Annotated in this window: 24 protein-coding genes and 5 pseudogenes; 9 read left to right on the top strand and 20 right to left on the bottom strand. The window is 60.2% G+C overall.

What is annotated here, in order from left to right; all coding sequences use genetic code 11:
* Positions 1–222: 222 nt before the first annotated feature.
* From ACVJGD_RS21130 to ACVJGD_RS21140, 3 genes and pseudogenes are all read right to left on the bottom strand, one after another.
* Positions 223–1,573: pseudogene (locus ACVJGD_RS21130) on the bottom strand (transposase).
* 155 nt (positions 1,574–1,728) lie between these two features.
* Entirely contained in the window at positions 1,729–2,577 is an 849-nt protein-coding gene (locus tag ACVJGD_RS21135; protein ID WP_456636144.1) for a L,D-transpeptidase, read from the bottom strand.
* A 353-nt stretch (positions 2,578–2,930) separates the two neighbouring features.
* A pseudogene (locus ACVJGD_RS21140) lies at positions 2,931–3,737 on the bottom strand (transposase); the annotation flags it as partial.
* Positions 3,738–3,934: 197 nt separating this feature from the next.
* Between ACVJGD_RS21140 and ACVJGD_RS21145 the strand changes: the two are divergent.
* The 3 genes from ACVJGD_RS21145 (at position 3,935) to ACVJGD_RS21155 (ending at position 7,536) form a co-directional block, all read left to right on the top strand.
* Entirely contained in the window at positions 3,935–4,306 is a 372-nt protein-coding gene (locus ACVJGD_RS21145; protein WP_456636145.1) for a hypothetical protein, read from the top strand.
* Positions 4,288–4,821: a hypothetical protein gene (locus tag ACVJGD_RS21150; protein WP_456636146.1), complete on the top strand. Its 534-nt coding sequence runs from the start codon at positions 4,288–4,290 to the stop codon at positions 4,819–4,821. The genes ACVJGD_RS21145 and ACVJGD_RS21150 overlap by 19 nt, the downstream gene beginning before the upstream one ends.
* A 1,350-nt stretch (positions 4,822–6,171) precedes the next feature.
* Positions 6,172–7,536: a helix-turn-helix domain-containing protein gene (locus ACVJGD_RS21155; protein ID WP_456636147.1), complete on the top strand. Its 1,365-nt coding sequence runs from the start codon at positions 6,172–6,174 to the stop codon at positions 7,534–7,536.
* A 218-nt stretch (positions 7,537–7,754) separates the two neighbouring features.
* Here ACVJGD_RS21155 and ACVJGD_RS21160 read toward each other — a convergent pair.
* Positions 7,755–8,123 (bottom strand): annotated as a pseudogene (locus ACVJGD_RS21160) (transposase); the annotation flags it as partial.
* 27 nt (positions 8,124–8,150) lie between these two features.
* On the opposite strand from ACVJGD_RS21160, the gene ACVJGD_RS21165 reads away from it, so the two are divergent.
* Positions 8,151–8,720, top strand: a complete 570-nt coding sequence (locus ACVJGD_RS21165; protein WP_456640327.1) for a tyrosine-type recombinase/integrase — start codon at positions 8,151–8,153, stop codon at positions 8,718–8,720.
* A gap of 49 nt (positions 8,721–8,769) precedes the next feature.
* Here ACVJGD_RS21165 and ACVJGD_RS21170 read toward each other — a convergent pair whose 3' ends face one another.
* On the bottom strand, positions 8,770–10,008 hold the full coding sequence (locus tag ACVJGD_RS21170) for a transposase (RefSeq protein WP_456636148.1): 1,239 nt from the start codon (positions 10,006–10,008) through the stop codon (positions 8,770–8,772).
* A 580-nt stretch (positions 10,009–10,588) separates the two neighbouring features.
* Here ACVJGD_RS21170 and ACVJGD_RS21175 point away from each other — a divergent pair.
* Positions 10,589–11,077, top strand: coding sequence for a Rid family hydrolase (locus tag ACVJGD_RS21175; protein ID WP_456636149.1), 489 nt, complete (start codon positions 10,589–10,591; stop codon positions 11,075–11,077).
* A gap of 153 nt (positions 11,078–11,230) precedes the next feature.
* Positions 11,231–11,758: an isochorismatase family protein gene (locus ACVJGD_RS21180; RefSeq protein WP_456636150.1), complete on the top strand. Its 528-nt coding sequence runs from the start codon at positions 11,231–11,233 to the stop codon at positions 11,756–11,758.
* Between the two features lie 82 nt (positions 11,759–11,840).
* Here the strand turns inward: ACVJGD_RS21180 and ACVJGD_RS21185 are convergent.
* From ACVJGD_RS21185 to ACVJGD_RS21200, 4 genes and pseudogenes are all read right to left on the bottom strand, one after another.
* A pseudogene (locus ACVJGD_RS21185) lies at positions 11,841–11,999 on the bottom strand (SOS response-associated peptidase); the annotation flags it as partial.
* A 12-nt stretch (positions 12,000–12,011) separates the two neighbouring features.
* Positions 12,012–12,266, bottom strand: coding sequence for a hypothetical protein (locus ACVJGD_RS21190; RefSeq protein WP_456636151.1), 255 nt, complete (start codon positions 12,264–12,266; stop codon positions 12,012–12,014).
* Positions 12,267–12,432: 166 nt separating this feature from the next.
* The gene (locus tag ACVJGD_RS21195) at positions 12,433–12,741 is read right to left on the bottom strand and encodes a hypothetical protein (protein WP_456636152.1); all 309 of its coding nucleotides are present in this window, start codon (positions 12,739–12,741) and stop codon (positions 12,433–12,435) included.
* A gap of 11 nt (positions 12,742–12,752) precedes the next feature.
* Positions 12,753–12,977: a hypothetical protein gene (locus tag ACVJGD_RS21200; RefSeq protein WP_456636153.1), complete on the bottom strand. Its 225-nt coding sequence runs from the start codon at positions 12,975–12,977 to the stop codon at positions 12,753–12,755.
* A 415-nt stretch (positions 12,978–13,392) separates the two neighbouring features.
* On the opposite strand from ACVJGD_RS21200, the gene ACVJGD_RS21205 reads away from it, so the two are divergent.
* Positions 13,393–14,499: an IS5 family transposase gene (locus ACVJGD_RS21205; protein WP_456636154.1), complete on the top strand. Its 1,107-nt coding sequence runs from the start codon at positions 13,393–13,395 to the stop codon at positions 14,497–14,499.
* Between the two features lie 314 nt (positions 14,500–14,813).
* On the opposite strand, the gene ACVJGD_RS21210 is transcribed toward ACVJGD_RS21205, so the two are convergent.
* The 4 genes from ACVJGD_RS21210 to ACVJGD_RS21225 all read right to left on the bottom strand — a co-directional run bounded on the left by ACVJGD_RS21210 (position 14,814) and on the right by ACVJGD_RS21225 (position 18,668).
* The gene (locus tag ACVJGD_RS21210) at positions 14,814–15,167 is read right to left on the bottom strand and encodes a hypothetical protein (protein WP_456636155.1); all 354 of its coding nucleotides are present in this window, start codon (positions 15,165–15,167) and stop codon (positions 14,814–14,816) included.
* A gap of 47 nt (positions 15,168–15,214) precedes the next feature.
* The gene (locus ACVJGD_RS21215; protein ID WP_456636156.1) at positions 15,215–15,574 is read right to left on the bottom strand and encodes a hypothetical protein; all 360 of its coding nucleotides are present in this window, start codon (positions 15,572–15,574) and stop codon (positions 15,215–15,217) included.
* Positions 15,575–15,948: 374 nt separating this feature from the next.
* Entirely contained in the window at positions 15,949–17,412 is a 1,464-nt protein-coding gene (locus ACVJGD_RS21220) for an amidohydrolase (protein WP_456636157.1), read from the bottom strand.
* Positions 17,413–18,185: 773 nt separating this feature from the next.
* On the bottom strand, positions 18,186–18,668 hold the full coding sequence (locus ACVJGD_RS21225) for an HPP family protein (protein WP_456636158.1): 483 nt from the start codon (positions 18,666–18,668) through the stop codon (positions 18,186–18,188).
* Between the two features lie 588 nt (positions 18,669–19,256).
* On the opposite strand from ACVJGD_RS21225, the gene ACVJGD_RS21230 reads away from it, so the two are divergent.
* Entirely contained in the window at positions 19,257–19,487 is a 231-nt protein-coding gene (locus ACVJGD_RS21230; protein ID WP_456636159.1) for a hypothetical protein, read from the top strand.
* Positions 19,488–19,737: 250 nt separating this feature from the next.
* Here ACVJGD_RS21230 and ACVJGD_RS21235 read toward each other — a convergent pair whose 3' ends face one another.
* The 5 genes from ACVJGD_RS21235 to ACVJGD_RS21255 all read right to left on the bottom strand — a co-directional run bounded on the left by ACVJGD_RS21235 (position 19,738) and on the right by ACVJGD_RS21255 (position 25,028).
* A complete protein-coding gene (locus tag ACVJGD_RS21235; protein ID WP_456636160.1) occupies positions 19,738–20,091 on the bottom strand; it encodes an NAD-dependent epimerase/dehydratase family protein in 354 nt (117 codons plus the stop codon).
* Between the two features lie 714 nt (positions 20,092–20,805).
* A complete protein-coding gene (locus ACVJGD_RS21240; protein ID WP_456636161.1) occupies positions 20,806–21,462 on the bottom strand; it encodes a peroxiredoxin-like family protein in 657 nt (218 codons plus the stop codon).
* A gap of 151 nt (positions 21,463–21,613) precedes the next feature.
* Positions 21,614–22,018, bottom strand: coding sequence for a baeRF12 domain-containing protein (locus ACVJGD_RS21245; protein ID WP_456636162.1), 405 nt, complete (start codon positions 22,016–22,018; stop codon positions 21,614–21,616).
* A 41-nt stretch (positions 22,019–22,059) separates the two neighbouring features.
* On the bottom strand, positions 22,060–23,928 hold the full coding sequence (gene nhaA / locus ACVJGD_RS21250; RefSeq protein WP_456636163.1) for a Na+/H+ antiporter NhaA: 1,869 nt from the start codon (positions 23,926–23,928) through the stop codon (positions 22,060–22,062).
* A gap of 32 nt (positions 23,929–23,960) precedes the next feature.
* Positions 23,961–25,028 carry an ATP-binding protein gene (locus ACVJGD_RS21255; RefSeq protein WP_456636164.1) on the bottom strand — a complete coding sequence of 356 codons (1,068 nt, stop codon included), beginning with the start codon at positions 25,026–25,028 and terminating at the stop codon, positions 23,961–23,963.
* 402 nt (positions 25,029–25,430) lie between these two features.
* On the opposite strand from ACVJGD_RS21255, the gene ACVJGD_RS21260 reads away from it, so the two are divergent.
* Positions 25,431–25,682: a hypothetical protein gene (locus ACVJGD_RS21260; RefSeq protein ID WP_456636165.1), complete on the top strand. Its 252-nt coding sequence runs from the start codon at positions 25,431–25,433 to the stop codon at positions 25,680–25,682.
* A gap of 89 nt (positions 25,683–25,771) precedes the next feature.
* Here ACVJGD_RS21260 and ACVJGD_RS21265 read toward each other — a convergent pair.
* A pseudogene (locus ACVJGD_RS21265) lies at positions 25,772–26,127 on the bottom strand (FUSC family protein).
* Between the two features lie 43 nt (positions 26,128–26,170).
* Positions 26,171–26,632, bottom strand: a complete 462-nt coding sequence (locus tag ACVJGD_RS21270; protein WP_456636166.1) for a winged helix-turn-helix domain-containing protein — start codon at positions 26,630–26,632, stop codon at positions 26,171–26,173.
* Positions 26,633–26,819 lie beyond the last annotated feature (187 nt).

A 26,819-nucleotide genomic window follows, 5' to 3' on the forward strand; every position in this document is an offset into this window, starting at 1 on the left:
GCCAGTTCGGCGTACGCCGGCGAGGGGTGGTGGAAGGCGGTACCCGGTTTTCGTCCTAGCGATGACCCAGTTCAACGTTCGGATTGAAGGCCTGGATGTCCGCTTGCCTCCCAACAAGAGAGGCTCAAGCGGTTTTGCGTGCGCTCGGCTTTGGGCCGATTCTGTTGACAAAGGCCGGCAGTAATTCGTTTGTAATGGCGCGAGCGGCGCCTTTGCCGGCTTCTATGTGGGCCTCGGGGCAGGAGTCTGGATCAGCTTGGCCATCTTCCTCGGGTTCTGGCGGTTGCTGCGAGGATGAACTCATCACGCGCACCGTTTGGGCCTCGTAACCGTAAGCGATCGAGCTTGAGAATGCGCTTGAGGTCGCGAACAGCATCTCAATCTTCTTGCGGAGCCGGCGCGAAGTGCGGCCCTCCCACGACCCTGCGATCTGGCGCGCCATATCGCGAGCGCCCTCGTAGATCGAGCGCGGCACCCTCCGTGAAGCCTGCTTGGGACAACACCGGGACTTCAATGCGCATCGATCACAATCGCGCTTGCTGGCGAGGTAAAGCATCGTGGCATCATCGTTCACCAGCGTTCCGGTCGTGGTAAGGACCTTGCCGCCCGGACAACGATAGACGTCGGCGGCATGGTCATAGGTGAAGTCCTCGCGCGAGAAGAGCTCGTCTGTACGTGCCGACTTGTCGAACACTGTAACGTGTGGCTCGATCCCGTGCTCATAGACCAACCAGCCGAGCATCTCGGCCGAGCCATAGCCGCTGTCGCCGAGGAGCCGGCTCGGATAGAGATCGAACCGTTCGAGCGTGCGCTCAATCATGCGCTTGGCAGCCAATACCTCCGCCTGTCGGATTGCCGTCGTCGCCTCGACGTCGACGATGATCGCGTTCTCGACATCGACCAGGTAGTTCGTCGAGTAGGCGAAGAAGGCTTGGCCGCCGTGCGCCCCCGTCCAGCGGGCTGCCGGGTCGGGGGGCGACACGAACTTCGGGGTAACCTCGGTTGCTGCTCCAAAAGCGGCATCATCAAGGACAGCCAGATACTCATCGATCGCTCGGCCGGTCGCCTCCGGCGGAAGTCCCTTGTCGCCTTCGATCCCCTTCTGCCGATTGGCATCGGCCTTGATCAAGCTCGCATCAACTGCGAACCCTTCACCGCCGACCGGTCGCTCCTCAATGCAGCGGCGCAACACGCTCTCGAACACGCGACGGAAGAGGTCGCTCTGCCGGAAGCGGCCATGCCTGTTCTTGGAGAAAGTCGAGTGATCCGGGACCGCGCCATCCAGACCGAGCCGGCAGAACCACCGATAGGCCAAATTGAGGTGAACCTCATCGCGCAGGCGCCGCTCCGATCGAATGCCGAAGCAGTAGCCGATCAGGAGCATCCGGATCATCAGTTCGGGATCGATCGAAGGTCGCCCGATGCTGCTGTAGAAAGGCACCAGGTCCTGCCTAACCTGTTCAAGGTCGACAAACCTGTCGATCGACCGCAGCAGGTGGTCGACGGGATTATGCCTTTCAAGCGAAAACTCATAGAACAACGCAGCCTGTTCGACTTGCCGATGTCCCATCATGATCCTCAGTCCTGCCAATAAGACCGACTGAATCACTGATACCTCTGCGTCGCAACAGCCGCCTTTTTCAACAGAATCGCCCAGAAGCTGACTTAAAAGCGACGACTCGAATTGCCTCCTTGTCCTCAGTTGCAGACCGAGGACGGAGGACTGAGTTACTGGACCTCGGCGATCCTCGTTCCAGATGACAGCATCTGCGCGTTGGTTGCCGAGGGCCGGTTCGACGGCGATGCCGGGTCCGGCGATCGGAAAGCGGCGTCGGGCGGCGCTCCCTGGGATGGTCGACGGGCAGCGGGTGCCGGAAGCACGATCACTTTCGCTCCGACTTTCACCTGCTCATAAAGGTCCACGACGTCCTCATTGGTCAGCCGGATACAGCCGGACGAAACCCGCTTCCCGATCGTATCGGGCTTGTTGGTGCCGTGAATTCTATATTCGGTCTCGCCCAGATACATCGCCCGAGCGCCGAGCGGGTTGCCGGGACCGCCAGCCATAAACCGCGGCAGATAAGGCTGACGCGAAATCATCTCTACAGGTGGACGCCAATCCGGCCATTCTGTTTTACGGGCCACAGTCTGTTCACCGGACCACGTGAAACCTTCGCGGCCAACACCGATGCCGTAGCGCATTGCTTGCGTGTCGTTCAGAACGAAATAAAGGAATGTGTTCTTGGTATCGATGATCACGGTGCCCGGCGTCTGGTGGCTGGCGTAGTCAACCACCTGCCGAACGAATGCTCCGGGAACGTCAGCGGCTTTTGGTGTTTCGACCTGAGGCGCCGGGGCCGGAATCGGAGCTGATGCATGAACTGGAGTTGACACGTAAACCGGAGTTGACGACGCCAGGGCTTGGTGCGCGGACGGCTTTCGTATCGGTTGCACGCTCGTTGGGCGAGACAGCAAACTGTACCCCAATGCGGCGACGGCCACGGCGCCAATTGCAACTCTCCCGACCATTGGTAGTGCGAGCGTCTCTGCCTTTCCACGTTTGGCCCGCTTATTCATATCTTTCCCCAGGTCACCATGCCTGGAAGAGGTACCCAGCAATATTTAAGAAACTTCGAAGCGATTTCGCTCAAACTGGAACCGTTAGCGGTGGTTAACGCCGAACTCTTGTTCGGCAACATAAGAATTGGGAGTGACGCTCGATATCAATTTGGCGACGTGGACGACGCACGTCTCATTGCGGAACGAGTCGAAGTCTGAATTGCCCGGCGGAGCGGACACGCTCCGCTCTTTGGTTAACGGCGGCTTCGGATCTTGGCTGTGTGGAAATGGATAGCTTGGAAGCGGCCGGGGTCGACAATCGTTGCGGGCCGCCAATGTTTTCGCGTCGGATCGTCCAATAGCCGGCCTGTCGCGCTTTTGGCTGCAATCAGGCTCGGTTTGCCGACGATGTTCATCACCCGCGTAAGGTTGTAGGCGAGGACGTGCAACGCCATCTCGGCGGCGACGTTCCGTAGGCGCTTCATCAGGAAGTGGGTCGCCCCCATGCGCGCCCCTTGATCGTGCCGAAGGGATGCTCGACTGTCTCGCGTCGCGTCCGCATGGCGTCAGGATTGGAATCGAGCCGTCTCTGGACCTCTTCGACCACATGCTCACGCTCCCAGCGTGTGATGCGGCGCTCCTTGGACGGCGTACATTGGCACTTGATCGCGCAGCCTTGGCAAGCCGCCGTCGACCAGTAACGGCGCAGCGTCATCCCATGCTCGACGTTGGTGTAATGATAAGGCAACAGCTGGCCGGACGGGCAGCGGTAGACGTCATCCTGAGGCAGATAGGCGAAGTCTTGCTTGCCGAACCGGCCCTCCGCCTTTGGCGCCCGACGTCATGGGCTTGGGCAAGGTGACTGCAACGCCAGCCTCTTCGCAGGCCAGTATCTCCTCTCCATCGAAGTAGCCACGGTCGGCGATTGCCTCGAGCTTGTCGACCTCGAGCACTTCTTTGGCTTGCTTCGACATCCGAGCAAGCTGCCCACGGTCGTTGCCGACGTTTATGACCTCGTGCGTAACGATCAGATGGTGCTCGGTGTCCACGGCGACCTGGACATTGTAGCCGACGACGCCCGATCCGCGCCCGCTGGTCGCCATCGAACGGGCATCCGCATCGGTGAGCGATATCTGTTGATCTGGCGTGTCGCGCATCTGCACGTCAAGCACACCCAATCCTCCTGGCATTCCGGGAAGAGCGTCAGCTGGGATCTATCCGCGCCTTCGACTAAACGTCCCATCCGTATCCCCCATCAGGAAACGGACGAATCCTAGCTGACTCGCGACTTTTCACACAGCCAGGATCAATTCCGGACATTGATCGCGCCCAAAGACCTGCCTAAAATTTCAATCTCTGGGGGAGGAGGGATCGGATGGCATCGCAAAGCGCTACGGATCGGACGAAGTCGAGACTAGCCGAGTTCTTCAGCGACCGTCACAACAATACGTCGCGTGAAAAGATGTTCTTCAACCGTCTCCACTTTGACTTAAAGCTATCGGCCGCGCATTCAAACTACGCGCTGTCCATCTTCGCGCCCGAGGTGGATCGCGACGGCTTCGATGTGTCCTTAGACGATGGCGATCTTGATCGAAGATTTCAGCTGAACACCGTGCTGAAAATCGCGGGTACAAGTAGCTGGGACATCCATAAACGTTTGCTTCGTCCCTCGCTCGCATACGCGCAATTGCTGGGATTTCCTCAATCTCAGGCAGGTATTGGACGATCTTGGGCCCCGGCACGCTGACCCTGAGTGCAGACAGCAGCGGCACGCTGTCCGGTCTGATCAGGGTGAATGGGGGCACGCTGATTGCGGGCGGTACCGGTGGATCAGCAACCGGTGCCGGCGAGGTGCTGGTATCCTACGCGGCGACGCTGGAGGTCGCCGGCACGGTGACCGGTGCGGTTTTCGTCGGCGAGTCGGGCACGCTGTTCATGAATGGTGGGACGGTTTCGGGCCCGGTCACCGTTGCAGCGACCGGCACCGATTCGCCTGCTCCCGGCGGCATACTACAGGGGAGCGGAACAATCAGCGGGACCACCTCCATCAGCGGCATCATTCAGTCAGGCCCGCAGGCTGGCCTGATCACGTTCACGGGCGCGACCACTATGACCGGCGATGCGAGCTTCTACTGGCGGCTGCAGAAGCTCGTGGACGATAATGATCCGGGATCCGGACCGGGGATCTACTGGAACGCACTGCAGTTCAACGCCGGATACGAACCTCGGTACCGACACTGCACCTCTTTGGCTCTTCCTTGACTTCAGCGCGCTCGACGGGGACCCGGACGGCGGCAACGCGTTCTGGAAGGAGCCCCATACCTGGACGGTCTTCACCTACGCGGCCAATCACGGCCTTTTTTGGCCGGGGGGCGAGAACTTCTCCTACCAGTCCGGGAGCTTCGACACCGTCTTCGACAACTGGGTCGTGTCCCTCCAGTGGAAACCGGCCACCTCGCCGCGGAGCCTCTCCGAGCGATGGCGCGCGAACGCTCGGGCGAGAACCCGGTAACCGACCCGCGGCAGCCGGATAGCCGTACTATCGGCCATGCCTCGCAGCGGCCTAGAGCGTCATGATTTTTCTTCGAATCATCGTTCCGCTCTATCTTTTTGTTTGAGCATGATCTCCGCGCAAACGCTTCGCGTTTGTCGCGAGGGAAAACCGGTATCCACTTTTTCGGATCATGCTCTAGTCTGCGCCCAAATTGCGCGCGCCAGTCTAATATCGGGGGACTTCCACTTTTCCCCCGATAGCGGCCACAGACCGGATGCCGCTGGATGTCTCAAACGGGCCCAAAGCAGCCGTATGGGCGAGTGCCGTTCCGATCGGCAGCGGTTCTCATCCAGGTGTGCAAAGAAGGGCTCAATAGACCCGCGCGCCGCTGCAACTCGCGCAGCGGCCTCACCATTCGCTCCGGTGACAACTCGACCTCGACTATCCCGGCGACGCGCATCGGTCGCATGGGCGGCTGGGTGCGCCTAAGCAACCACGAAATTAGCGCTCGGCGGCGCCTCCATGAAGAGCCCGCAGCCCGCGGATCCGGTAGATCACGTCACTGGCTAGAAAGCCGTCCCTCACGATGGAATCGAGCGCTTGTCGTACCTCGTCCAGGTCCAGCGGTCGATGATTCAGAAAGTTCCGAGCGGCCTGAGCGTAAGTGACTATCGCCGCAATGCGCTGCGTCACTTCAGCCAAATTGTCTGATACTGCGCCCACATGTCCAGGGTCCACCATAGTACTCTCCATTGCATGTTCGGAGCGGAGCACAAGATCGCGAAGGTCTGTCTGAAGTGAGCATCCCACGAATGATCTAGGCCCTCTTGGAGGGATTTGATCCGGCCCGGAGGCCCTTGCTCTTTTACCGGGCATTTTGATCTATTGTTGCGTCGGGATCAGCACTGCTAATACGCGAAAAGAGTTCCGTCAGTTCCGTCAGTTGCGGTGATTGCGGGGGTACTCCGCGCGGTGTAGCTTGAGGCCGCTTCGGCAAAGCTTTTTTGGTATCCGCGGTGCTTTGATGGCGCCGTTCGCCACGACAGCGTGTTTCGCCATAGTCGGAAACTGGACGGCGCGCCATTGCTATAAGCCGCGATCGTGAACCAGGTGCGGTGATGGAGCGCTCTGCAAGCTCGCTGGGCACAATCGTGGGGCACGCTGAACACGTTTGTTCGGTTGCCGAGGGGGCGACGCCTCCGCCGGGGATAGAAGCGGTATCAAGCTCCTGGCAAAGATCAGCAAAAAAATACGGCCTCGATCCAATCGATAGCAAGGCGCCACGTATCCTCACGCCTGCTGAGCTGAAAAGTTTTTGCGAACCGCTCGATAAGCTCATCTACATCGCCCAGGAAGAGATAGATCAATTATACGAGGTTGTTCGCGAAGCTGGATATACCGTCTTGTTCTGTGATAGCTCGGGCGTCGCAGTCGCACATCGCGGCGAACACACGCGGGCGAGGGAGTTCCAACATTGGGGAACTTGGCTCGGCGGGGTGTGGTCCGAGGAGGTGGAAGGTACAAACGGCATCGGCACCTGCATCGTCGATGAGCGGCCTGTCACTGTTCACAGAAGCCAGCATTTTAGGTCCAGACACATTAACTTAAGCTGCTCTGGCGCGCCGGTGTTCGGGGTCGATGGGCGACTGATAGCAGTCTTGGACGTCTCCGCCATCGATCCCGAACTCTCCGAACGAGCGCACGCGCTGACTGGCGCGCTAACAGTACGATCAGCGCACGTGATAGAAGAGCGATATTTTCGTGAGCAGTTCCGTCAAGAGTGGATCGTCGCGGTAGCGCCGCCGGCGGGAGGGGGTGCAGGGATGCTGCTGGCGATTGACGGCAACCAACGCATTGTCGGCGCAAACCGGGTCGCCCGCGCGTCCCTCATGCTCGATGATCGCGGCCTCCGGGCGGGTATCAGCTTGTGGTCGATCTTCGAGCGAGACGTCCACCTCTTCCGGCGTCAGGACCGGACCGATATCTCTGCGCGATTGCTGATCGCCGGCAGCAATGACAGCCGGCCCGCGCTTGTGACCCCACCCGATCACCCTATGCGTGCCTCGAGCAATCCAACGAACCGCAACCTGCACACACGCCCGCGCCTGGGCTCGATTGATATTTCGACGCTGCCGCAAGCACAGCAAGCACGCGGCGGATTGTCCCCCCGCACGATGCGTCGGGTGCAGGAATACGTGGAAGTGCATTTGGGCGAAGGTATCGATCTGTCGATGCTGGCTGGAGTAGCAGGAATATCAGTGCATCATTTTGCGCGACAATTTAAGCAATCCGTCGGGGTAACCCCGCATGTCTACCTCACGCAAAAGCGAGTCGAGCGCGCCCAGGAGATGCTGGTTCAGACGGATCTCTCGTTGGCGGAAATTGCGATCGCCGTGGGCTTTTTCGACCAAGGTCATTTAGCGCGTCATTTCCATTATATGCTCGGTACTACTCCTCGCGAATTTCGGTGGTCGCAACGCTAGAAACAAACGACGCTTTGGATCGCATTTACCGAGATTTCGCTACGAGATGGCGCATGTGATCGTGATCCTGCAACTCGAACGTTAAAGTCTCTTTTGGGTCGATGCTGTCAAAAAAGGCCCTGTGGCGATCGGCCCGCTGTTTGGAAAGCGGTTTCGGCGTCTTTCTCGCTGACGTCACGGCCTAGTCGGCGAACACCTCGCCCGGATTGCGGTGACACTTACGCAAGCGACGCGCACACTCGACCTGTTGGCGAACCGAGTAGACGGACCGCCATCGTCTTGAGATTCTGCACGATGGCGGCAAGGTGAAACTCGTCGCGGGCGCCGGAGAGGCCTCTAAGCCGCATGCGCTCGAACCCGTGGTGGGTCTTGAGATGAGCAAAACGCATCTCGACGCGCTTGCGCTCATCCCGCGATTTGAGGAAGCGCTTTGTCCCCATCAGCCGTCGCGCGATATCGCGGGCATCTTCGTGGACATCACGGGGTATCTGTCGGGCAGCCATATTCGGACAGCATCGCATCTTCAGCGCACACGCATCGCAGTCGAATTTGGAGGCGCGGTAGCGGAGCATATTGCCGTCGTGCACGGTGCCGGTGGTGTGTAGCACTTTGACATTGCGCCGAGCGGCTATGCAGCCGATAGAGCGAGCGTTCGACAGAAAAAGACTGGTCGGGCGGTCAAATTCGAACTTACTGAGGCGACCCGCCAGGCCATCGATGACTATCTGAGGGCAAGCGGCAAAAAGCCAGGAGATCGTCTATTCACCGGCCGCAGGGGGCCGGACCGCAGCTTGACGACGCGGCAGTATGCACGCCTGCTGTCGGACTGGCTGGCTGGTATAGGATTGGACCCTCGCCTGTTCGGAACGCATTCACTTCGTCGAACCAAGGCGACGCTTATCTATCGTCGCACCGGCAACTTGCGAGCCGTGCAACTTCTGCTGGGGCATACAAAAATCGAGAGCACGGTCCGCTACCTCGGAATTGAGGTCGATGGCGCACTCGCAATAGCAGAACAGGTGGAGGTCTCAACTGACTGGGCAGAGCGGATATGCTCTGCCCCTCCGTCGCAACCGGCTCTGGGCCCAGGCCGTGTGGAAATGGCGCAACTTGGAGCGCACCGGCGCATTTCGTGGCCGCCGAGTTTCCATCTCGGTGGAATCGACCTCCTGTCATTTCAGTAGCAACCAAGAGCTTCATGTAGGCGCTGATTTGGTCGCGCAGAGGCTGGCCTCAGGCCCGCGTCGCCTCCAGCAATCCGCCTACGCCCATGATCGTCATCACGCGTTTCATGTTGTAGGCGAGCACGGTGAGCGTCATCTCGGTGGCCACCTTTGGCAGCTTTTTCGTGAGAAAGTGCGTTGCTCCCATCCAACACTTCATCGTGCCGAACGGATGCTCCGCTGTCTGACGGCGGACCCCCATTGCATTGGGGTTGTGGTCGAGCCGATCTTGAACCTTCTCCAGAACGGCCTCGTGCTCCCAGCGTGAGATGCGGCGCTCGGGGCCTGTCGTGCACTGGGCTTTTAGCGCGCAGGTTTTGCAGCTGCTTGTCCAATAGCGGCGCAGTATCTTTCCGTCCTCTACATTCGTATAGTGATAAGTTAGCCGCTCGCCGGCGGGACAGCGATAGACATCGTCGGCGGCGACATAGACGAAGTCCTGTTTGCCGAAGCGGCCAGCAGCTTTGGCGCCCGAAGTCATCGGCTTCGGCAATGTCACCGTGATGTCGGCTTCCTCGCAGGCCCTGATCTCGTCTCCATCGTAATAGCCGCGGTCTGCGACGACTTCGAGCATCTCGACAGCCATCTCGTCGCGCGCCTGTCCGGCCATGTTGGCGAGTTGGTGGCGATCGGTGCCCACGTTGGTCACCTCGTGAAACCTCGCAACTTTCGCCTCTGGCACTGCATCGCCGTGCCGATCGGCGGTCTCGAGCTGCGAGAGATAGCGGGCGATGCTCTCGTCGATCCGCTCCAGGCGCCGCTTCATCTTCGCCTCGGTGAAGTTCTTGTCCCGCGCATTGACGGCCTTGAACTGCGATCCATCGATGGCGACGCTCGCTGCAACAAGCAGATCAAGCTTGCGGCACAGCGCGACGAACTCGCGGCAGACTTCACGAATGGCCTTGCCATTGTCCTTGCGGAAATCCGCGATGGTCTTGAAGTCCGGCGCCAACTGCCCGGTCAGCCAGATCATCTCGATATTGCGCTGGCATTCCCGCTCCAGGCGTCGGCTCGACGGCACGCGATTGAGGTAGCCGTAGATGTAGAGCTTGAGCATCATGCCGGGATGGTAGCCGGGTCGCCCCGTCTCGAGTGGCTGGACGCCAACGAAGCCGAGCTTATCCAGATCGAGCCCGTCGACGAACACATCAACCGCACGCACCGGATTGTCCTCGGCCACGTAGTCGTCGAGCAGCGCGGGGAACAACGTGCTCTGTCCGCGATCAACCCCTTCCACGAATCCCGCCATCGCTCGTCCCCGCCGATTCATTGGAGAATAATAGCAGAGGCGGAGTTTTCATACGGCCTGGGCCAAGAGGCGACGTAACGCGTCCGGGTCAGCTCGGATCGAGTGGTGGGTCGGGGACTTGGCTTCATGCTACCACCAGACCTGAGTGTGCAAGAACAGCTTGATCGTTACCCAGGTAACGCAATTCCGGATTTCCGAAATTTTTCCGTAGCCATCCTGCCCCATCTGCAAAATGACGATGTCTTTCCCCCTCTTACCTCGGTCCGGCATCCGGTCGGCGACGTGGCACACGACAAATCAACCGTAGGAGCGGCGTCATGGTCAAGGACGGCAGCGCGTTGGCACGCGCAACCTCGATTGGTCCAGGGGCGGCAACGGGAGTCTCCGCAGATGCGGCTGGTGGCATTCGTCGCTACGCATCACGCGGCGCGGCGTCAATAACGATCGTCTATCGACTCTATGGCGAGAGGTGATTTCCCTCGCCGGGGTTGCAAGGTCATTCTCCAGAGCATCGTCGTACCGAACTTTTCAGTGCCGCCACCGAGACGCGATGCCAGATTGAGAAGTCAGGAGGCCCGATATGCAAAGCAATGACGTAAACGCAGCCGTGGTGAATGGTAGAGAGGCCGCCTATTTCGGCGTGCCGTGGGAAGATGCGTACGGATACGCACAGGCGATCAAGGTTGGTGACACGATCCACGTCTCGGGTCAGCTCAGCCACGACGAGAAGGGGAACCTGATCGCGCCTGCTTCTGTCGACGAATCCGGCAAGCCGGCCGAGTTCTCGATGATGGAACAGCAGATGCGTGCGACCTACGCCAATGCCGTCAAGCTTTTGGCGCGCTTCGGAGCAACGCTGGACAACGTCGTCGAGGAGACGCTCTATGTCCTCGATGTCGACGCCGCATTCGCCGCCGCGGGCAAGGTGCGCAAGGAGGCCTACGGCACGGCACGACCTCAGTGCGCTAGCAACCTGATCGGTGTGACGAGACTGGCCTTTCCTGAACAGCTGATCGAAATCACCTTCAAGGCTATGCTGTCGGGAGCAGAAGCAAAGCCGCGGTACTAAATCCCCAATGTTTGGAGTTAACGGAATCATGACACACGGACCTGGAACCGCAAGGCCAATGCCCGACATTCTGGCCGAGCCAAAGGATTGCGCCTTGGTGCTGGTCGATCAGCAAGCCGGACTTGCTTTCGGCGTGGGTCGATCGATCGCCAAATGCTTCTGAACAACGTGATCGCTCTAGCGCGCACTGCCACCGTTTTCGGCATGCCGATCGTGGCGTCTACGTCCGCCACCAAGGTCTACAGCGGCCCCCTGATGACCGCGATTCACGCCGCGATTCCCGAAGTGGTCGCGATCGAACGCCGCAACATGAACATGTGGGAGGACGACGCTGCGCGCGGCGCGATCGTGGCGACCGGACGGCAGAAGCTGATCTTTTCGGGGCTGTTGACAGAAGCGTGCGTGACTTTTCCGGTGCTCTCCGCCCGCGCGGCGGGGTATGAGGTACACGTCGTAGGCGACGCTTGCGGTGGGCTCACTCCGGTCAGTCACGATCTGGCGATGCGACGGATGGAAGCGGCGGGGGCGAAGCCGACGTCGTGGATCCAGGTCCTTCTTGAACTCCAGCGCGACTGGACCCGGCATGAGACCTATGACGGGGCGCGAGCGATCGTGGAGGCTCACGGTGGCGGATATGGTATCGGCCTGGCCTATGCACGGGATATGATCAAGCCCGCGTAAGAAACGCGCCGATTATCCATCGGAGTTGTTCCTGCGCCACGTGCCCTGGCTGCAGGCGCTTGGCTTCATTCTACGGCGCGCGCATCCAAAGGTCTCGCTCCTCGTCGGTGGTCAGGATCACCGGCGCAGGATAATCCGGAAAAACGCCCGGCATCAGCGGCAGGTTGCCGTAGCGGTGGATAAGGCGAACGAGGCGGATGATCGCTTCTTGGTTGGTCGTGATGCTGTAGAGGTTGCACATGTCGATGAGCGATTACGTATCCTGGTGGAGGTTGTGATCCAGTCTCATCTTGAATGAGCCCGGCTCTTTTTGTGCTTCCTCGGACAGCGTCTTATAGATGGCAAAGTAGACCTTACGAAGAAGCTCGTTGGTATCGATCAGAAGATCGCCCAACAGGGTGGAGTCTGTCTCAAATTTGTCGGACGCATTTGCGCTTTGGCCGTAACGGCCCGCGGCGTAACGCACCGTAGCGCTTGACCGTAACGCACCGTGGCGGCGTGACAACATAACGCAATCCCGCTGATCCCGAGGCTGTGACGATTGCCTACAGCAGGCAGATCCACTCCTGTGCCTGCTGCAAGGCGCGAACTGACTGATCCTGAGAGCATCGCGACCGGCCATGGGGGCCAGTCATGCCCGAAGAAGTGGAGGATGGTGATGGAGAACCCGTGCTCTACAGCAGACCAATCTCAGCCGTATGGTCGCGGTCAACCTGCTTTCGCCGGATAACTGATAGCTCATTGGCGCAAGCGAGAAACTCGCTGGTCCCGGCGCACATTCCAAACTTCGCACAGAAATCACGATTTTCTTCTGCTATCGCGAGATCAAGTCGCTCTTTCGCACTCGCGCGCACGGCTGGTCCGGCGATGAAGGCCACATACCGACCACACGCCAATAGCGCAGCAAAAAACAATGAGTACGCAAGGCATGAATGTCTTTCAGCGTTCGTCACGATAGGAGGAGTGGTGCTAGCTTTGGTCATTGCAATCTCCTTCACGTGGAAGTCATTAAATAAGCCGCGAACCCAGACGCCCAACTCGTGGTGCATTGAGCTGCCATGGTTGGCGGAAACCGCCAGCCCTTCGAGAGCCGGAACACGTTGACCAGCCGCGGCCCCGGCGAAATCTTGATCATCCCGAGATGGTCGAGCAGCTTCAGCGACCGCGACACCGCAGCCCGTGCGATGTGGTAGTCCAGCCGGAAGGCGACGTAGCTCACGCTCGCCTTGCTGCCGTCACCGATGGCCGCCTCGCCGCATAGGCCGGGCTTTCTGATCGATCCGCCATCGTTGCCTCCCTCTATCGTTGGCTACAGAGCCATCCACACTGCCAGCGCGACCATGACAACCGTCGCGACGAAGATCAGCGCCTAAGCGTTCGACATGCGCGACATCGCACACCGCCTATCGTGTACTAGCTGGTACATAATTTACAGCGATATGATAATTTGCAAATATCTTCATACTGCGCCATCGTGCGGTCTCGGCACTTTGCTCTGTGCCCCAAAGGACCCGGAAAACGAGGGCAGCGCACACAAAAAGAAAGGCCGCCCGCGTCCTAACAGGCTGTTGAAGAAGTCTCTGGCAGGATGGAATTGGACGTGATTCTCTCGATGATTGAATCTTGAGGCCAGGATGCGGGGATCGGACGAGCGGTCAGGATCGCTGTTCAGTTACGTGGACCGTGAAGCGCGGGTTCGCCCGGATCACCCCCTACGGAAGATCCGGGAGATCGTAAACGCTGCGCTGAGCGATCTATCGACGGCTTTTGCGGGGCTTTACACGGACTTTGGCCGGCCCTCGATTGCACCGGAGAGGCTGCTTCGGGCCATGTTGCTGCAAGCCTTCTATGGCATCCGCTCGGAGCGACAATTGATGGAGCGGCTAGAGTTCGACCTGTTGTTCCGCTGGTTTGTCGGTCTGGGCGTGGACGATCCTGTATGGGACCACTCGACCTTCTCCAAGAACCGCGACCGGCTGTTGGAGGGCGAGATCGCTGCTAAGTTCCTCTCGGCGGTAATGGCTCAGCCGAAAGTGAAGCGGCTATTGTCGAGCGACCACTTCTCGGTGGACGGCACGCTGATCGAGGCGTGGGCTTCGATCAAGAGCTTCCGCAGGAAGGACGGAGACGACAACGACAGTGAGGGGCCGGGACGCAACGCTGAGCGCAGCTTCCACAAGGAAAAGCGTTCAAACGAGACGCACCAAAGCACGACCGACCCGGAGGCCCGGCTGTACAAGAAGGGAGACGGGCGGCCGGCCAAGCTCTGCTATATGGGGCATGCTCTAATGGAGAACCGTCATGGCCTGGCGGTCGGCGGCATCGTCAGCCAGGCCACCGGCACTGCCGAACGAGAGACAGCGCTGGCGTTGATTGATAGTCGCCATCCCAGGGGGCGGCGGATCACGCTCGGCGCGGACAAGGCCTATGACGTTACGCAGTTCGTGCGCGACTTGAGAGAACGATCAGTGACGGCGCACATCGCGATCGACGGACACCTCAGCAAGACAGGCGTCCCGCGCAAGACGGCGGTCGACGCCCGCACCATCCGCCATGCCGGCTACGAGATCAGCCAACGTTGCCGCAAACGGATTGAGGAGGTGTTCGGGTGGATCAAGAGTTCCGCCGGTCTGGCCAAGGTAAAGCTGCGTGGGCGCGAGCGTGTGGACGCCGTCTTTACGTTGGCGCTTGCGGCCGACAATCTGATCCGCCTGCCCAAGCTGCTGGCGGTGCAGCTATGAGCGTGCGGGGCAAATGGCGTGTGGTGGAAACGCCCGATCACGACATGGCTGGAGCGGAATCTTACATTCTGTTCACAAACGAAGGCTGTGAGTTCGCCCTGGATTGACTCACGGGGGCAATATATGGCCGATGCGACAGTGATGCCGTCGAGTTTACATGGGATGGCAACGACGAGATGGAGCCCGCAGGAGGCCATGGCTGGGCAGAAAAACGCGCCGATGGCTCCCTTGAAGGTGAGATATGCCTCGAAGGCGGCGACGACATTCCCTTTATCGCCCGCCGATTGGCTACTTCTTCAACAGCCTGCTAAAGGTCAGGTGTCGAAAAAAATGTATCGACTGATAATCCGTTCGTGCTTCACCGTGATCACATCGCGGCCCTTGACAACGGGGTTGCCGTCTTTCCCCGCGAGCGCCCAAGTGTACGTAGACACGTCCCCCGTTGTCTGGATCGGGCCGGTGACCGCAAGGTCCATTCCCGGCATCTGTGCCTGTACCGCTCTAATCGCAAGTTCAATGCCCGCAAAACCTGAAAACCACGCCGTCGGCTCGCCGATGACCACGTCTTCTGCATAGGTTGAAGGGATACTCGTGATGCGCTCAGCGGCGTGTCGAGTGTTCCAGATTTTCAGGTGACGATCGACGATTTTTGCGACGGGATTGGACATATCTCACTCACGCTTATGTGCAAGGCGTGATCGGCCTGCGGTCGCGATCAGCCCATGCTCCCCGGCAAGAAGCATCTGACGCCAACTAAAGCGCCGTTCAGATAGTAGGGCCAGACCATCGTGCGACCAGCGCGGTTCGGTCCATCCACGACGGCGTCGTTCGGAACATCAACCCACTCGCCATCAATGCGTGCGCGATAGTGACCGTCCTTAGTTTCCCAATCGGCGTCATCAACGCGCCTCGCATCACTGCCATCGCAGCAGGGCCCTTTGCCACTGTACAAGCTCTCATACCAACTGTTCAACTCAGGGTGTTGATGATCGTGGGCGCGAGCGTGACCGATTGTGGAAATCGACAGCATGACGGTGAATGCAACAAGCCTTGCATGCCAAAAGCGATTGTTCATCTTGCGCCCAATGTCGTTCGCTGTTCGTCCATCATCCCATTTTCACTGTCGCACTTCATGAGCGTATGCACTTTTCCAACGCACCCAGCCTAAGACGATCGCGATCAGCGGCTCAATTGAACGTAGGTAACCGTGCGGCATCTAAAGGGGTCACGGATACGATACGAAGGTTTATGGCGCTCGCCCCTAAAGCCAACCACTTCCGCAACGGTCAAACTGAGAAGAGCCTAGTGTGAGCTCATGTTCTCCGCTTTGTCCTCGAATGCGGACATCCAGCATAGCGGTCGGCATGTCTCTGAAGGGCCCAAAACCGGACCCTAGCCAAACGGCCGGCGATCCTTGGCGCCTCGATGCTAGTTTGCCGAGGCTACGGTTCAGCGCTGAAAGACGACCTTGCCGCCGACCAGCGTCAGATCCGCCTTGATGTCCTTGATCTGCTCTTCCGGCACCGCCATGTAGTCCGCGGAGAGCACCACGAAGTCGGCAAGCTTTCCAGGCTCAATCGTCCCTTTCCGCTCTTCATCGAACGTGTAGCGCGAAGCCGCACTGGTGTAGAGGCGCAGGGCCTGCTCGCGAGTAATAGCTTCCGCTGCGCCAAAGACGTTTCCGTTCGGATCCTTCCTGGTCACCATGATGTACATGTTGAGAAAAGGGTTGATCGGATTGACGGGGAAGTCCGTTCCGGCACCGAGACTGTCGAGGCCCATTTTCGCAATCAACGTCCTGGTCGGCACGGCGCGGTCAGCGGTCGCCCGCCCCAGAAATCGCTCGACGGTCGCGGCCTTGTCCCACATGAAGACGTTCTGGAAATCGATGCGGACCCCTAGATTGCGCGCGCGCTCCATCTGCTCCGGCCTGATCAGACTGGCGTGGATGAGGACGAAACGACGATCCCGGATCGATTTTTCTTTGTCGGCTGATTCGAGCGCGTCGAGCACTTGGTCGATACCGAGGTCGCCGACGACGTGCACGCCGACACGCCAGCCGTAGCGGTTGCAGATCAAGACGAGTTGCTTCAGCCGGTCGGGTGTCTGCTGCGCGATGCCGTGGTAGTTGTCATGTGAATCGGGATAGACGTCGTGCATGAGCGCTGTTTTCAGCGTCATGCCGCCGTCGTAGAAGATCTTGATGCCGGCGAATTTGAGCCAGTCGTCGCCAAAGCCCGACGAGGCCCCGTTGCCAGACATGATCGCTTCCCACGCGGTCAGATCAGCTGGCGGCTCTGGCCGGAACATCACGCCGGTGCGCAAGGTGGCTTTTCCGGACGCGGCAAGCTTCTGCAGCGTGCGGATATCGCGGGCTTCCGTTGCGCCTTCGACCGCGCTGGTGATTCCAAAGCTGTTCAGCACGCTTTCCGCAATTGTGAACTGCCGTATCTCGTCGTCTTCCGTCCAGGGCGGCACGGCCTTCTCGACCCGATCGATCGCTGTCTCGACAAGCACGCCGGTCAATTCGCCGGTAGCGTCGCGCTCGAATGATCCACCGCTCGGATCCGCGGTGGTCTTGTCGACCCCTACCTCTTGCAGGGCCATGGTGTTCGCCATCGAGAAATGCCCGACGGTGCGCAGGTAGACCGGATTGTTCGGGGCAACGCTGTCGATCTCTTGCCTGGTCAGATAGCGTTTCTCGGCGAGTTGCGACGGCGGATGCCATGCGCCACCCACGATCCACTCGCCCGGCTTCTTCTTCGCCGCGAATGCCTTGATCGCCTCGAGCGCGTCCGCAACAGTCTTTGCCCGGCCCATGGTGACGACATAGTCGCCAAGACCAGCGGCCTTGAAGTGAGCGTGAGTATCTATCAACCCGGGAATGACGGTCTTGCCGGACACATCGAGCACGCGCGTCCCAGCGCCGGCAAGCGCCTTGATCGATGCGCTGCTTCCGGTCGCGAGAATCTTTCCGTCTCTGATGGCGACCGCCTCTATGACGGTGGATCGTTCGTCCAGCGTCAGAACCTTTCCGTTGATGAGGACGAGGTCAGGCGCGTTGAAGTTTCCCTGCTGGGCTGCCCAGGTGCAGCGCTAGCGAGCCACATTCCCGCTCCGAAAACCGCAAGCGCCGTCGACTTGGAGACCATTGGATCCTCCCTCACCAATTTTGTTCAAGAGACGAACATTTGTTCTATTTTTTGATGGTAATTCCAATCTCAACGCGGTTCAACGCTTCTTGGCCGAGCCCGACGACAGTTCACTCGTCCGCTAGGAGTCGACCGCGCTAATGAATGGACAGGTCAGCTTTGGGTCATTCGCGTCGTCTTGGCCCTACGCCAGCTATTTCCGGTCTACCCCGGATTGTGTTGAAAAACTCGATTTGCGCTGAGATGCAAAATCTTTAAGCCTCGCCAATGCGCCCTCGCGGCGGAGACGTAGGGGATTGCATCAATTCGTGTAGTTGCAGCCAGCGATCCTCGTATTGGCTATGAGAAGGATCGCACCGCCCAATATCGCTACCGCGATTCTCTTGCGAGAATTTCGCACTCGCTCTGATTTTGAGTTTTTCGAACAATCCCCCGGACAGGCGACACGTCGACGAACGATGGTTTTCGTCGGTATGGGCCAATGGGCGACATTGGCATGCTTTCCCCGGCAAAAAGCGAAACGACGCGTGAAGGTCACCACCACCGGATGGGGCCAGGCATTGCTCTCATTGGCGCGTCGCGTGACGAGATTGTTCCCAGCAAAAGCAAACGTTGCGAGCAGCAGGCGAGGCCGACTGGCACAATCATAAAAGTCCAAGACATATTATTGACGACAACAACCAGTGGATCAATGCCGGCAGGCAGGTGAAACGTGTAGGTCAGATGCATTGCGACCATTGCCAAGCCAACGGCGACCGCGGCGGCCCACGGCGCTGGACCGCACAATTTCACAACCAGCAGTCCAACGACGGTGGAGACAAGATGACCGCCGACAGGAGCACGGTGTTGCGCCGGTTCTGCTTTTGGTGACCCCAATACTGTTACGATCGAGGTCCCGAATGGAATCGCGAAGAGCGGAAATGCGCTCTCAATGGAGAACGCCTCCATGCTCCCGATAGCAACTGCGCTCGCGGCCGCTCCGGCGAGGACGGCAAGTAGTTGAGGTCGGTCTAACATCAAGCCTAATATCAGTTTCTAGGTCACGGCCGGCATCGGCCCCGGACAAGCTTACTTCGCCGGCGTGATCTGACGGGATTCCATTTTGCGGGGTCGTCAGGGTTCATCCTAAATCACGACTCATGATCCAAGAAAAGTAGGTACTAGTGAAGCGACGCACGAGGCAGATTCGATCGGAGAGCGGCTTTCGACGTTGCCTGTCCGCGACGATGCGGCCGGAAAACTGGATTGGCCGCTTCCGAAGGATCGGTTGCACCAATTTGGAACTACAAGAACTGGAGGCGTCAATGGCCCCATCTGCAGATGCCAAGGATACCAGCTCATTAGTGTAGGCTTGGAATGGCATTCACGCCGGCAATCCCTAGTCACTGCGGCGCGCGTTGCGAGGGCCAGAAGCTATCCATGGCCAAACATCGATAGTTCGAGAGGACGTCATTCCCGACGGGCATTAATTTCATGACCCTTTGTTGCTTTCGCGTTTGGGCACCCACGTTTAATCTAACCTGTGAGTAGTTAATGAGACCAGCTGCGCAGGAATGCCGTCATTACCTCATTCGGCGACATATAGCTGGTGAGAGGAGAGGGATCATGAGACGCACATCAATCTCTTACAAGGATGACATCCATTCCCTGTTCCGCGATTTTGATAGAAAATCGATGCTCGCAAAGTTTGATCTCTGGAAGTATGACGACGTAAAGAAATGGGCGGACACTATTCTGGTCAAGATCGAGAACGGCCTGATGCCTTGCGACGGAGCTTGGCCCGACAAGAATGTTCAACTTTTCAAGCAGTGGATTGCTGACGGGAAGCTGCCCTGAGTGCCTAAAGGCACTGTTTCTTAATTCAGCGAACATCCAAAATTTGAGGAGCTGGCGCGTCGTACGGTGTTGGTCTGGTTCGCTCACGAGCGGTAATGCTGTAACGATCCGTAGCATTTCAGCTCGACCATCAACAGCTGACGTTCGAGGCACCTTAGCCCTTCTAGATCCATACGCCGTCAGTCCATTCATACTCGCCGAACTCGATGTCGGGATCGTCGCTTGCCTGTCCAGCGGGTTATGGTGCACATCACGCCGTCGAAGAGATAGTCGACTGTAGCGTATGCAGCAGCTTCTCGGTGCCGCGAACCGTTATCTCATCGTAAAGCGGGTTTGGTTCGCCGGTGAGGTCGAAATAGGACGGAAGGTGGATCACTGATGCGATACGGTTACCATGGGCCGTCCGTATACGTTGAAGACCGACTGCGATCGAATCTTCCGAAGTCAGATCGACGTAGATGCAGTCGATCGTTGGCTGCGGTTGGTGTGTAGTCATCCGATCAAGTCCGACGAGTGCGAATCGCCTAGCCAATTTCTTGATTGGGGCTGAACCGATAAAGCCCGGACTGCCGGTGACAACGATCGTATCGTTGCACTCCGCCATTCGGGCTTCTCGTGTAGGGAAGCGGCTTCTGTTCTTCTCCATTTGCCCGTGGAGGGCATAAGCTTCGCCGAGAGGCTCGCAAGCGCCGGGTGGTTATAGAGTCGATTGCCGGGCCTGGTCTCCTCGTTCACCTACCTTCCAAGACGTGCACCAACCTGACGGCTTCGCCGACGAAGCGGCGGACGGTGGAGGATGATCCATCTTCTTCGGAGACGAAGTGCAAGAGCGGGCCGAAGGTAGGCCCACCCCGCTCATCGCCCAGAAGAGCCAGGACATCGCTTGTTCGTGGCGACCGATGCTGGCAACAGCATGCCGGTCTTCTCCGCAAGATACACAAGGATCGCGCCCGGCTCGCAGACTGTCCTTGCGCCGCCCACGCCGTCGTGGTCGACGATCGCCGGTATCTCTCCATTGGGCGAGACGGCGAGAAACGCGGTGCGTGCTGCTCGCCTGAGCCGAGATTTACGAGGTGGACCGAGTAGGGGCGCCCACCTCCTCGAGCATTATCCAAGGCTTCGTCCCGTTGGGCGTGGGCCACGTGAACAACTCAATCATCGCGACGCCTTTCTGGAGCTGTCGTGCCGGATTGCAAGGGTGGCCGCTTCCGGCGGCGAAGCAGCGCGCCGATCCACACATTTTGTAGGAACGCGGAAGGCCTACACGTTGGAAGCCCGGATGCTGGTCGTGGCACGCCGGCGCTTTGCTGTTCGCGGTTCAAGCGGCGCGCAGGCTGCGCAGGTGATCCAGCACGGGCAAGACGTCTCGCGGCGGAGAGCGGCCGGACTGGCCCGGGTTGATCTCGGAATAGGCGATGACCCCTGCCCTATCGAGGATGAAGCGGGCCGGGATCGGCAGCGTCCAACTCTCGTCGCCGTTGAGGAGTGGGAGGTCGATGCCGCTCTTCCTGTGGACGTTTCGGAGGAGCTCCGGAATGCACCAGCGTACGCCGAACAGCTGGGCAATCCGTCCACCTAGATCGGAGAGAATGGGAAAACCCAGCTTCAACTGCGCGTGAGCCTTTGCGTTCTCAGCGACCGTCTGCTGCGAGATGCTCACGACAGACGCCCCCCGCGCCTCGACCGACGGCCGGAGGGACTCAAACGCCTGCAAGTCGCGGCTACATGCCGGGCACCACAAGCCGATATAGAAGGTAAGGAGCAGCGGACCAGGACTGAGCAGTGTTTCCGACGCGACCTCGGCGCCGCGCTGATCCCGCAATCGAAAGGACGGCGCGCAGGTGCCCGCCTTGAGCCCGCGCTCTGCCTGTCGTGTTGCGATCAGATATTCGGTCGCGCTTCGCATCGCATCCGCAGCGTCCCGCTTGCTTCGCTTTGTCGAAGCCGCCGCAGGCATGTTCTCGTTTTTCCTCATGTCCGGCCTTCCCTCGACCCGCGGTCTTCAGTGACCTCAGCAATTCTAGTCCAGGTTGATCGAGAGCAGTAGTCCTCGTCAGTAACTTTGAGTTATTCGCGCAGGCTATGACCGGACGTGTTTGCGCCGGCAGCTGTTTTCCAGAGGCGCGTCAGGCGTCGGCGATCAGTGAGGCGATGTCCTCGAGCGGACGCCGGCTGAAGTCCTTCGCGAGCTCGCCTATGATCTTGCCTCTCAGGTCGCGGTGGAAGTGCTTGCGCATCTCCCCCAGGGTCCTGGGGTCGGAGACAACGACCAGGTGTTCTATGGTCCCGTCGAGGCTGAGCTTGTTCAGGAACGCAGCCGTCGCTGCCGCGAAGTCGTCCTCGACGAGCCGCCTGCCATCGGGGTTGGCAGTGCCGGTGTGATGCCGCGCACCCGAGCCTGAGTGGGCGGGCGCAGGCGGAGCCGCCGTGATCTCGACCAAGTGCACCCCAGGTTTCACGCCTGTATTGTGGAACAGGCGGATCGTCTCGCCGTCAGCGACTGCTACTGTCGTACCGATAGGTAGAATCATCGAAAGACCTCCCGTTCACGATCCCGCATAACGCCCGCGGGTTATGATACTTGCATGCCAGCGCTCTGCGGCGCCTCTTCGATAAGCTCCTGGCGCGAAGCTCCCCAGAGCAGGGCAGTCCCAACGACGGCCGAAAGAATCGACGCGGCGAACACGGCAATCTTGGCGGCCGAGAAGTCGGTGGCGTTTGGAAACGCCTGCCCGGCGGTGAAGAGCGACATCGTGAAGCCGATGCCAGCGAGGGCTCCTGCCCCGGCCAACTGCCGCCACGTGTACTCTGCCGGCTTGGCGGCCATGCCTGCGCGCACGGCCGCGGCGGCCGCGAGGAAGACGCCGAGCGGCTTTCCTATGGCGAGGCCAGCGACGATCGCGGCCATGAGCCAGCCATGCCCAACGAAGGCGCCAGGGTTGATCGTCACGCCCGCATTAGCCAGTGCGAAGATCGGAAGGACAGCGTAGCTCGACCGCGCGCCTGCGTGCCGTAGCAGCCGGTCGGCGGGCGATTCAAGTCTGTCGTAGATCGCGTCGAGCGCATGCAGTGCCGGCGTGGAGGGGCCGTGCCTGAGCACCTCGCCCTCATGCCGGGCCTCGGAGGCGATGATGGTGCTGGCCTGCGTCATCAGGGCGGCCAAGTCGGCTGGCGGCCGCGTCGGAATGAACAGCGCAAGTACCACGCCGGCCAGCGTAGCGTGGAGGCCGCCCGCGTAGACGAACGCCCACAACGCGACGCCCAACAGGATGTAGGGCGACAGCAGATAGACCCTCGATCGGCTCAGCAGCGCCAGCGCAACGACCATCGCCGCAGCCGCGGCCAGGTAGCCCGGATGGATATCGCCGGAGTAGAACACAGCGACGACGACGATCGCACCGATGTCGTCGACGATGGCCGCCGCGGTGAGGAAGATGCGCAGCTCGACGGGGACGCGGGCGCCCATCACGGCGATCAAGGCAATCGCGAACGCGGTGTCGGTCGCCATCGGAACGCCCCACCCGTGCGACCACGTCCCCGCAGGGATGACCAGCGCATACAGAAGCGCCGGCACGACCATGCCGCCGAGCGCGGCCGCGATCGGAAGCGCGGCGGAGCGGCGGCTTGCGAGGTGGCCAACTGTCATCTCGCGCTTCACTTCCAATCCCACGACAAGGAAGAACACCGTCAGCAGGCCGTCGTTGACCCAATGGAGGATAGCCATCTGAAAGGCTGCGTCGCCTAAGCTCACGCCGAGCTCCTGGCGCCAGAGCGCCTCGAACGCCGGCCCGACCGGCGAGTTCGTCAGGACGATCGCCGCCACGGTCGCGAGGATCAGCAAAATACCGGCGGATGGGCCCCAGCTCGCGAAGTCAAGGGCCGCCGTACGGACGCGGTGGCCGAGCGTGCCAAGCATCGCGTCGGCGAGAGAGCTCTCGTCCCAGGGCCCGTCGTAGCGCCGGCGGTTGATGTAGAAGGTCGGCGTGAACCTCACGCCGCTCGCGCGGGAGCTTGCGATATCCGCCTCCACCCTCGTCCTCGCGCGCCGCACGTTGTCGCTATCGCCGAGCGCGAAGTCGGCGTTCACGCCGAGGTCGGCGGCCACCGCGGCGAGGTCGTCCTCTGTGAGCTGCGTCGACCTCGTCATCAGCTTGATGTGCGCGGACCAGAACGCCTCGGGCGTCTGGGCAAGCTCAGCGAGCTCGGCGGCCCGAAACGCAAGGCTGTTGTCCGTGAGCGGCCTGTGGCGGAAGGCGTAGCAGACGCGGTCGCCAAGTTGGTCGCGTGCTTGCGCGATGGGCTCGTTGGCAGCCCTGCAGTGCGGGCAAGCGTAGCTGCCGTACTCGACGAGCGAGATCTCGGCATCGGTGGGGCCGAGCACGTGGTCCGTCTCGTGGTCGACCGGACGGTCGAGGCGGCCGGGCGGGATCATGAGCTCCATCGCTGGGCCGGTCTCCAAGTGTTTCGCGCCAGTTACGACGTCGGCGCAGCCTTCGCTGGGTTGACGATGTGGAATACGCCGCCGTTGGGTGACGACGTGTAGGTGATCTCCCTGCCGGCGGGGCTGCTCGGGACCGCCGCGCCTCCGACGCGCGGGAGAAGGAGGCGCACGAGTGTGCCGGCACCCAGCCTGCTCTCTATACCGACCGCGCCGCCTCGCCCTTCGGCGAAGCGCTGGACCTGGGGGAGTCCGAGACCGGTTCCGCTGCCCGGGGCCTTTGTCGTGAAGTACGGGGTGAAGGCCTGCGAGAGGACCTCCTCGGGCATGCCCTCCCCGTCGTCGGCGACGATGATCTCGACGAGCCCCCCGACCGCGCCGGCGGACGGCTCGACGTTCCGCGCCGCGACGGTGATCATGCCGCCGTCCGGCATAGCATCGGCCGAATTGCGGCAGAGGTTCAACAAGGCGAAATACAGCTCTTCCGGATCAGCGCTGAAGTCCCATAAGCCAGGGGCGATCTCGGTGCGGACCGTGATGTCCGGACGCAACGCCCGATCAAGCGAGCCCGCCAGCGCTGCGAGGCGACTGCCTTCGACAAGTCCGTCGATCGACTTGGGGCCCGGTCGCGCAGCGTCGAGGAGCTGCCGGCTGAGTAACGCGGCTCGCATGATCGCCTCCTGCATTTTGCCGACGATGGCCTTTCGGTAGGCGGCATCGTCCTGGCACTCGAGCAGCCGCAGGCCGCTGCCGATCACGGCGAGAAGGCTGTTGATATCGTGGACGACGAACTGCGCGACGTCCGCTATCGCCCTCACCCTTTCCCGCCTGCGAGGGGCGACCGCGCCACGCATGTCGGACCGCGCGCCGGTGTGGCACAAAATCCCCGAGACCTCGCCGTTGGACTCGACGCGCGGGATCTCCACGCATCTGGACGCAATGAGGCCGCTACCGCCATCGCGGACGCTCCGCACCCTTGCGCTCAACGCACGCTGAACTCCAAGCGCGACGCCGGCGCCGTGCGCGAGCACGACGACATCCTCCAGCGGCGGGCCTTCGACAGAACCGGGAAATGAAATGCCGGTTGTCCCTTTGATGTGCATGTCGGAACTCCTGGCCTGCGATCGTTCAACGGAATGCCGACTTCGGCCCGTACACGAGGGTGGGCGACGAGAGGTCGAAGATTGAGTCCATGACGGTCGAAAGGAAAATCACCTCTCGCCATAGAGTCGATAGCCGACCGTTATCGAAATGAGTGAGGGCGCCTAGGGCGCTGCCCGAAGGTGTGCGCCGCGTCTCCCTGCGAAGATTTGCCGAGCAGCACTCTTGGCGGCCGAGAAAAGGTCTTACGCGGCTATCCTGCCGGCCGCGCCGCATAACGGGCGGTTATCGAAATCATAGCCTTACCAGCGGATTCGACGGCGATACGGCTGGTGCCGCGAGCGCAGTCGAGAGGCCGAAGCAACGGGGTACACCGCACCGCAACCAGAATAGCGAGTATAGCCATGACTCAGAGCATCGCAGGACGGCCTGCTCCCGAACTCGCGATCCCCTTCTGGATCGATGCTGAAAGAAAGGAACGCGCGCATCTCAGTCTGAAGGAGCTCGCGCCGCGGCACAGGCTTCTCTTTTTCTACCAGCATTGGTGCGGTGGCTGCCACTCGCACGGATTTCGAACTTTCCAGGCGTTGGTTCAAGATCAACGCACCAAGGATGTCGGGCTCGCCGCAGTCCAGACCGCATTCGAGGGCGCCTAGCTCAATACGCGCGACAAGCTACCCTTGGACCAGCAGCGTTACGGCCTCCGGATTCCCTTCGGCCATGAGGGTCGGTCGCCGCTCGGTGTCTAGGCGCGATAACCGTCCAAAAGCTTCGCCGCAAAGACGCAAATACCGACCCACACGGCAAACGCCGCGAGGATCAGATCCCTCGCCTGCGAGAAGCGGCCGGCGATTGCGATAGACGCTGTCACGCCCACGACGGTGGCGAGCACCGAAAACCTGCCTTGTCCAGCGCTTGGCCCCGGGTCGGTTCGGCAAGAATTCCAACGGTTAGCGCAGCTGTCGTCGGAGCTTCAAGCTGCAGCCAAAAGCTCACGAACAACACCAGGATTATAGCGAGCCAGATGCGGACGGCGAAGCTCCAGAAGCTGACGGGAATGTTCGCTACAGTGAACGGCTGCTCTGCTATTGTCGCGACCACGGTAATGCCTTATCCGAATTTGCCGATGCTTCGCCAGTTGTGCTCAATTGTCGTGAGCCGACATAGTGACTGAGGCGACGAAGCAGTAGCCGCGTCCGTGGATGTTGACGATGAAGCGATTCCTATCCTGACCGTCCCGCAACGCGCGACGCAGCGCTGACATATGAACCGTGAGGTTGGCGGGCTCGACGAAAACATCGGGCCAAACGCGTGCCATCAAATCCTGCTTGCTGACCAACTCTCCGTGGCGTTCAAGCAAAGCAATCAGGATTTCCAGAGCGCGACTTCCGAGAGGCACCGGCTTGTCGCCTTCCAGCAAAAGGAACTGCGTTCGAAGCAGGCGAAACGGTCCGAACAAAACTTCTGTTGGCGTTGCGCCGACTGATTCGGTTCGTTTCTCGAGGAATGGCCTTGCCGCATCCGGACGCTGAACGGCGCGTCCGACGTCAAGCTCCGGTTCGAGATGGAATTGTTCCAAGCGTCCGAAAGCTGCAGTCGATCGCATAGTGACCTCGCTTGCTTTGGTATGGCTATCCCCGCAAAGAGGCTAGTGACCCCTAATCTGACGATTTGGAGTACTGCGAGCTATTCTACACTGGTGTCGCGCAATCAAAGATTTGTTTGCGTTGCCTAAACCTAGATTTACAAGCCGGGAGACGGCTCCAATCGGCGGCAGATTGTGAGTGCTATGG

The sequence above is a fragment of the Bradyrhizobium sp. USDA 10063 genome (genome assembly GCF_054063735.1).

What these genes read in the sequence shown, in the direction of transcription:
- ACVJGD_RS21135 (WP_456636144.1), bottom strand. Translation starts at nt 2,577, where the DNA reads ATGAATAAGCGGGCCAAACGTGGAAAGGCAGAGACGCTCGCACTACCA.
- ACVJGD_RS21145 (WP_456636145.1), top strand. Translation starts at nt 3,935, where the DNA reads ATGGCATCGCAAAGCGCTACGGATCGGACGAAGTCGAGACTAGCCGAG.
- ACVJGD_RS21155 (WP_456636147.1), top strand. Translation starts at nt 6,172, where the DNA reads ATGGAGCGCTCTGCAAGCTCGCTGGGCACAATCGTGGGGCACGCTGAA.
- ACVJGD_RS21170 (WP_456636148.1), bottom strand. Translation starts at nt 10,008, where the DNA reads ATGGCGGGATTCGTGGAAGGGGTTGATCGCGGACAGAGCACGTTGTTC.
- ACVJGD_RS21175 (WP_456636149.1), top strand. Translation starts at nt 10,589, where the DNA reads ATGCAAAGCAATGACGTAAACGCAGCCGTGGTGAATGGTAGAGAGGCC.
- ACVJGD_RS21180 (WP_456636150.1), top strand. Translation starts at nt 11,231, where the DNA reads ATGCTTCTGAACAACGTGATCGCTCTAGCGCGCACTGCCACCGTTTTC.
- ACVJGD_RS21190 (WP_456636151.1), bottom strand. Translation starts at nt 12,266, where the DNA reads ATGTTGTCACGCCGCCACGGTGCGTTACGGTCAAGCGCTACGGTGCGT.
- ACVJGD_RS21195 (WP_456636152.1), bottom strand. Translation starts at nt 12,741, where the DNA reads ATGACCAAAGCTAGCACCACTCCTCCTATCGTGACGAACGCTGAAAGA.
- ACVJGD_RS21205 (WP_456636154.1), top strand. Translation starts at nt 13,393, where the DNA reads ATGCGGGGATCGGACGAGCGGTCAGGATCGCTGTTCAGTTACGTGGAC.
- ACVJGD_RS21210 (WP_456636155.1), bottom strand. Translation starts at nt 15,167, where the DNA reads ATGTCCAATCCCGTCGCAAAAATCGTCGATCGTCACCTGAAAATCTGG.
- ACVJGD_RS21215 (WP_456636156.1), bottom strand. Translation starts at nt 15,574, where the DNA reads ATGAACAATCGCTTTTGGCATGCAAGGCTTGTTGCATTCACCGTCATG.
- ACVJGD_RS21225 (WP_456636158.1), bottom strand. Translation starts at nt 18,668, where the DNA reads ATGTTAGACCGACCTCAACTACTTGCCGTCCTCGCCGGAGCGGCCGCG.
- ACVJGD_RS21230 (WP_456636159.1), top strand. Translation starts at nt 19,257, where the DNA reads ATGAGACGCACATCAATCTCTTACAAGGATGACATCCATTCCCTGTTC.
- ACVJGD_RS21235 (WP_456636160.1), bottom strand. Translation starts at nt 20,091, where the DNA reads ATGGCGGAGTGCAACGATACGATCGTTGTCACCGGCAGTCCGGGCTTT.
- ACVJGD_RS21240 (WP_456636161.1), bottom strand. Translation starts at nt 21,462, where the DNA reads ATGAGGAAAAACGAGAACATGCCTGCGGCGGCTTCGACAAAGCGAAGC.
- ACVJGD_RS21245 (WP_456636162.1), bottom strand. Translation starts at nt 22,018, where the DNA reads ATGATTCTACCTATCGGTACGACAGTAGCAGTCGCTGACGGCGAGACG.
- nhaA (WP_456636163.1), bottom strand. Translation starts at nt 23,928, where the DNA reads ATGGAGCTCATGATCCCGCCCGGCCGCCTCGACCGTCCGGTCGACCAC.
- ACVJGD_RS21255 (WP_456636164.1), bottom strand. Translation starts at nt 25,028, where the DNA reads ATGCACATCAAAGGGACAACCGGCATTTCATTTCCCGGTTCTGTCGAA.
- ACVJGD_RS21260 (WP_456636165.1), top strand. Translation starts at nt 25,431, where the DNA reads ATGACTCAGAGCATCGCAGGACGGCCTGCTCCCGAACTCGCGATCCCC.
- ACVJGD_RS21270 (WP_456636166.1), bottom strand. Translation starts at nt 26,632, where the DNA reads ATGCGATCGACTGCAGCTTTCGGACGCTTGGAACAATTCCATCTCGAA.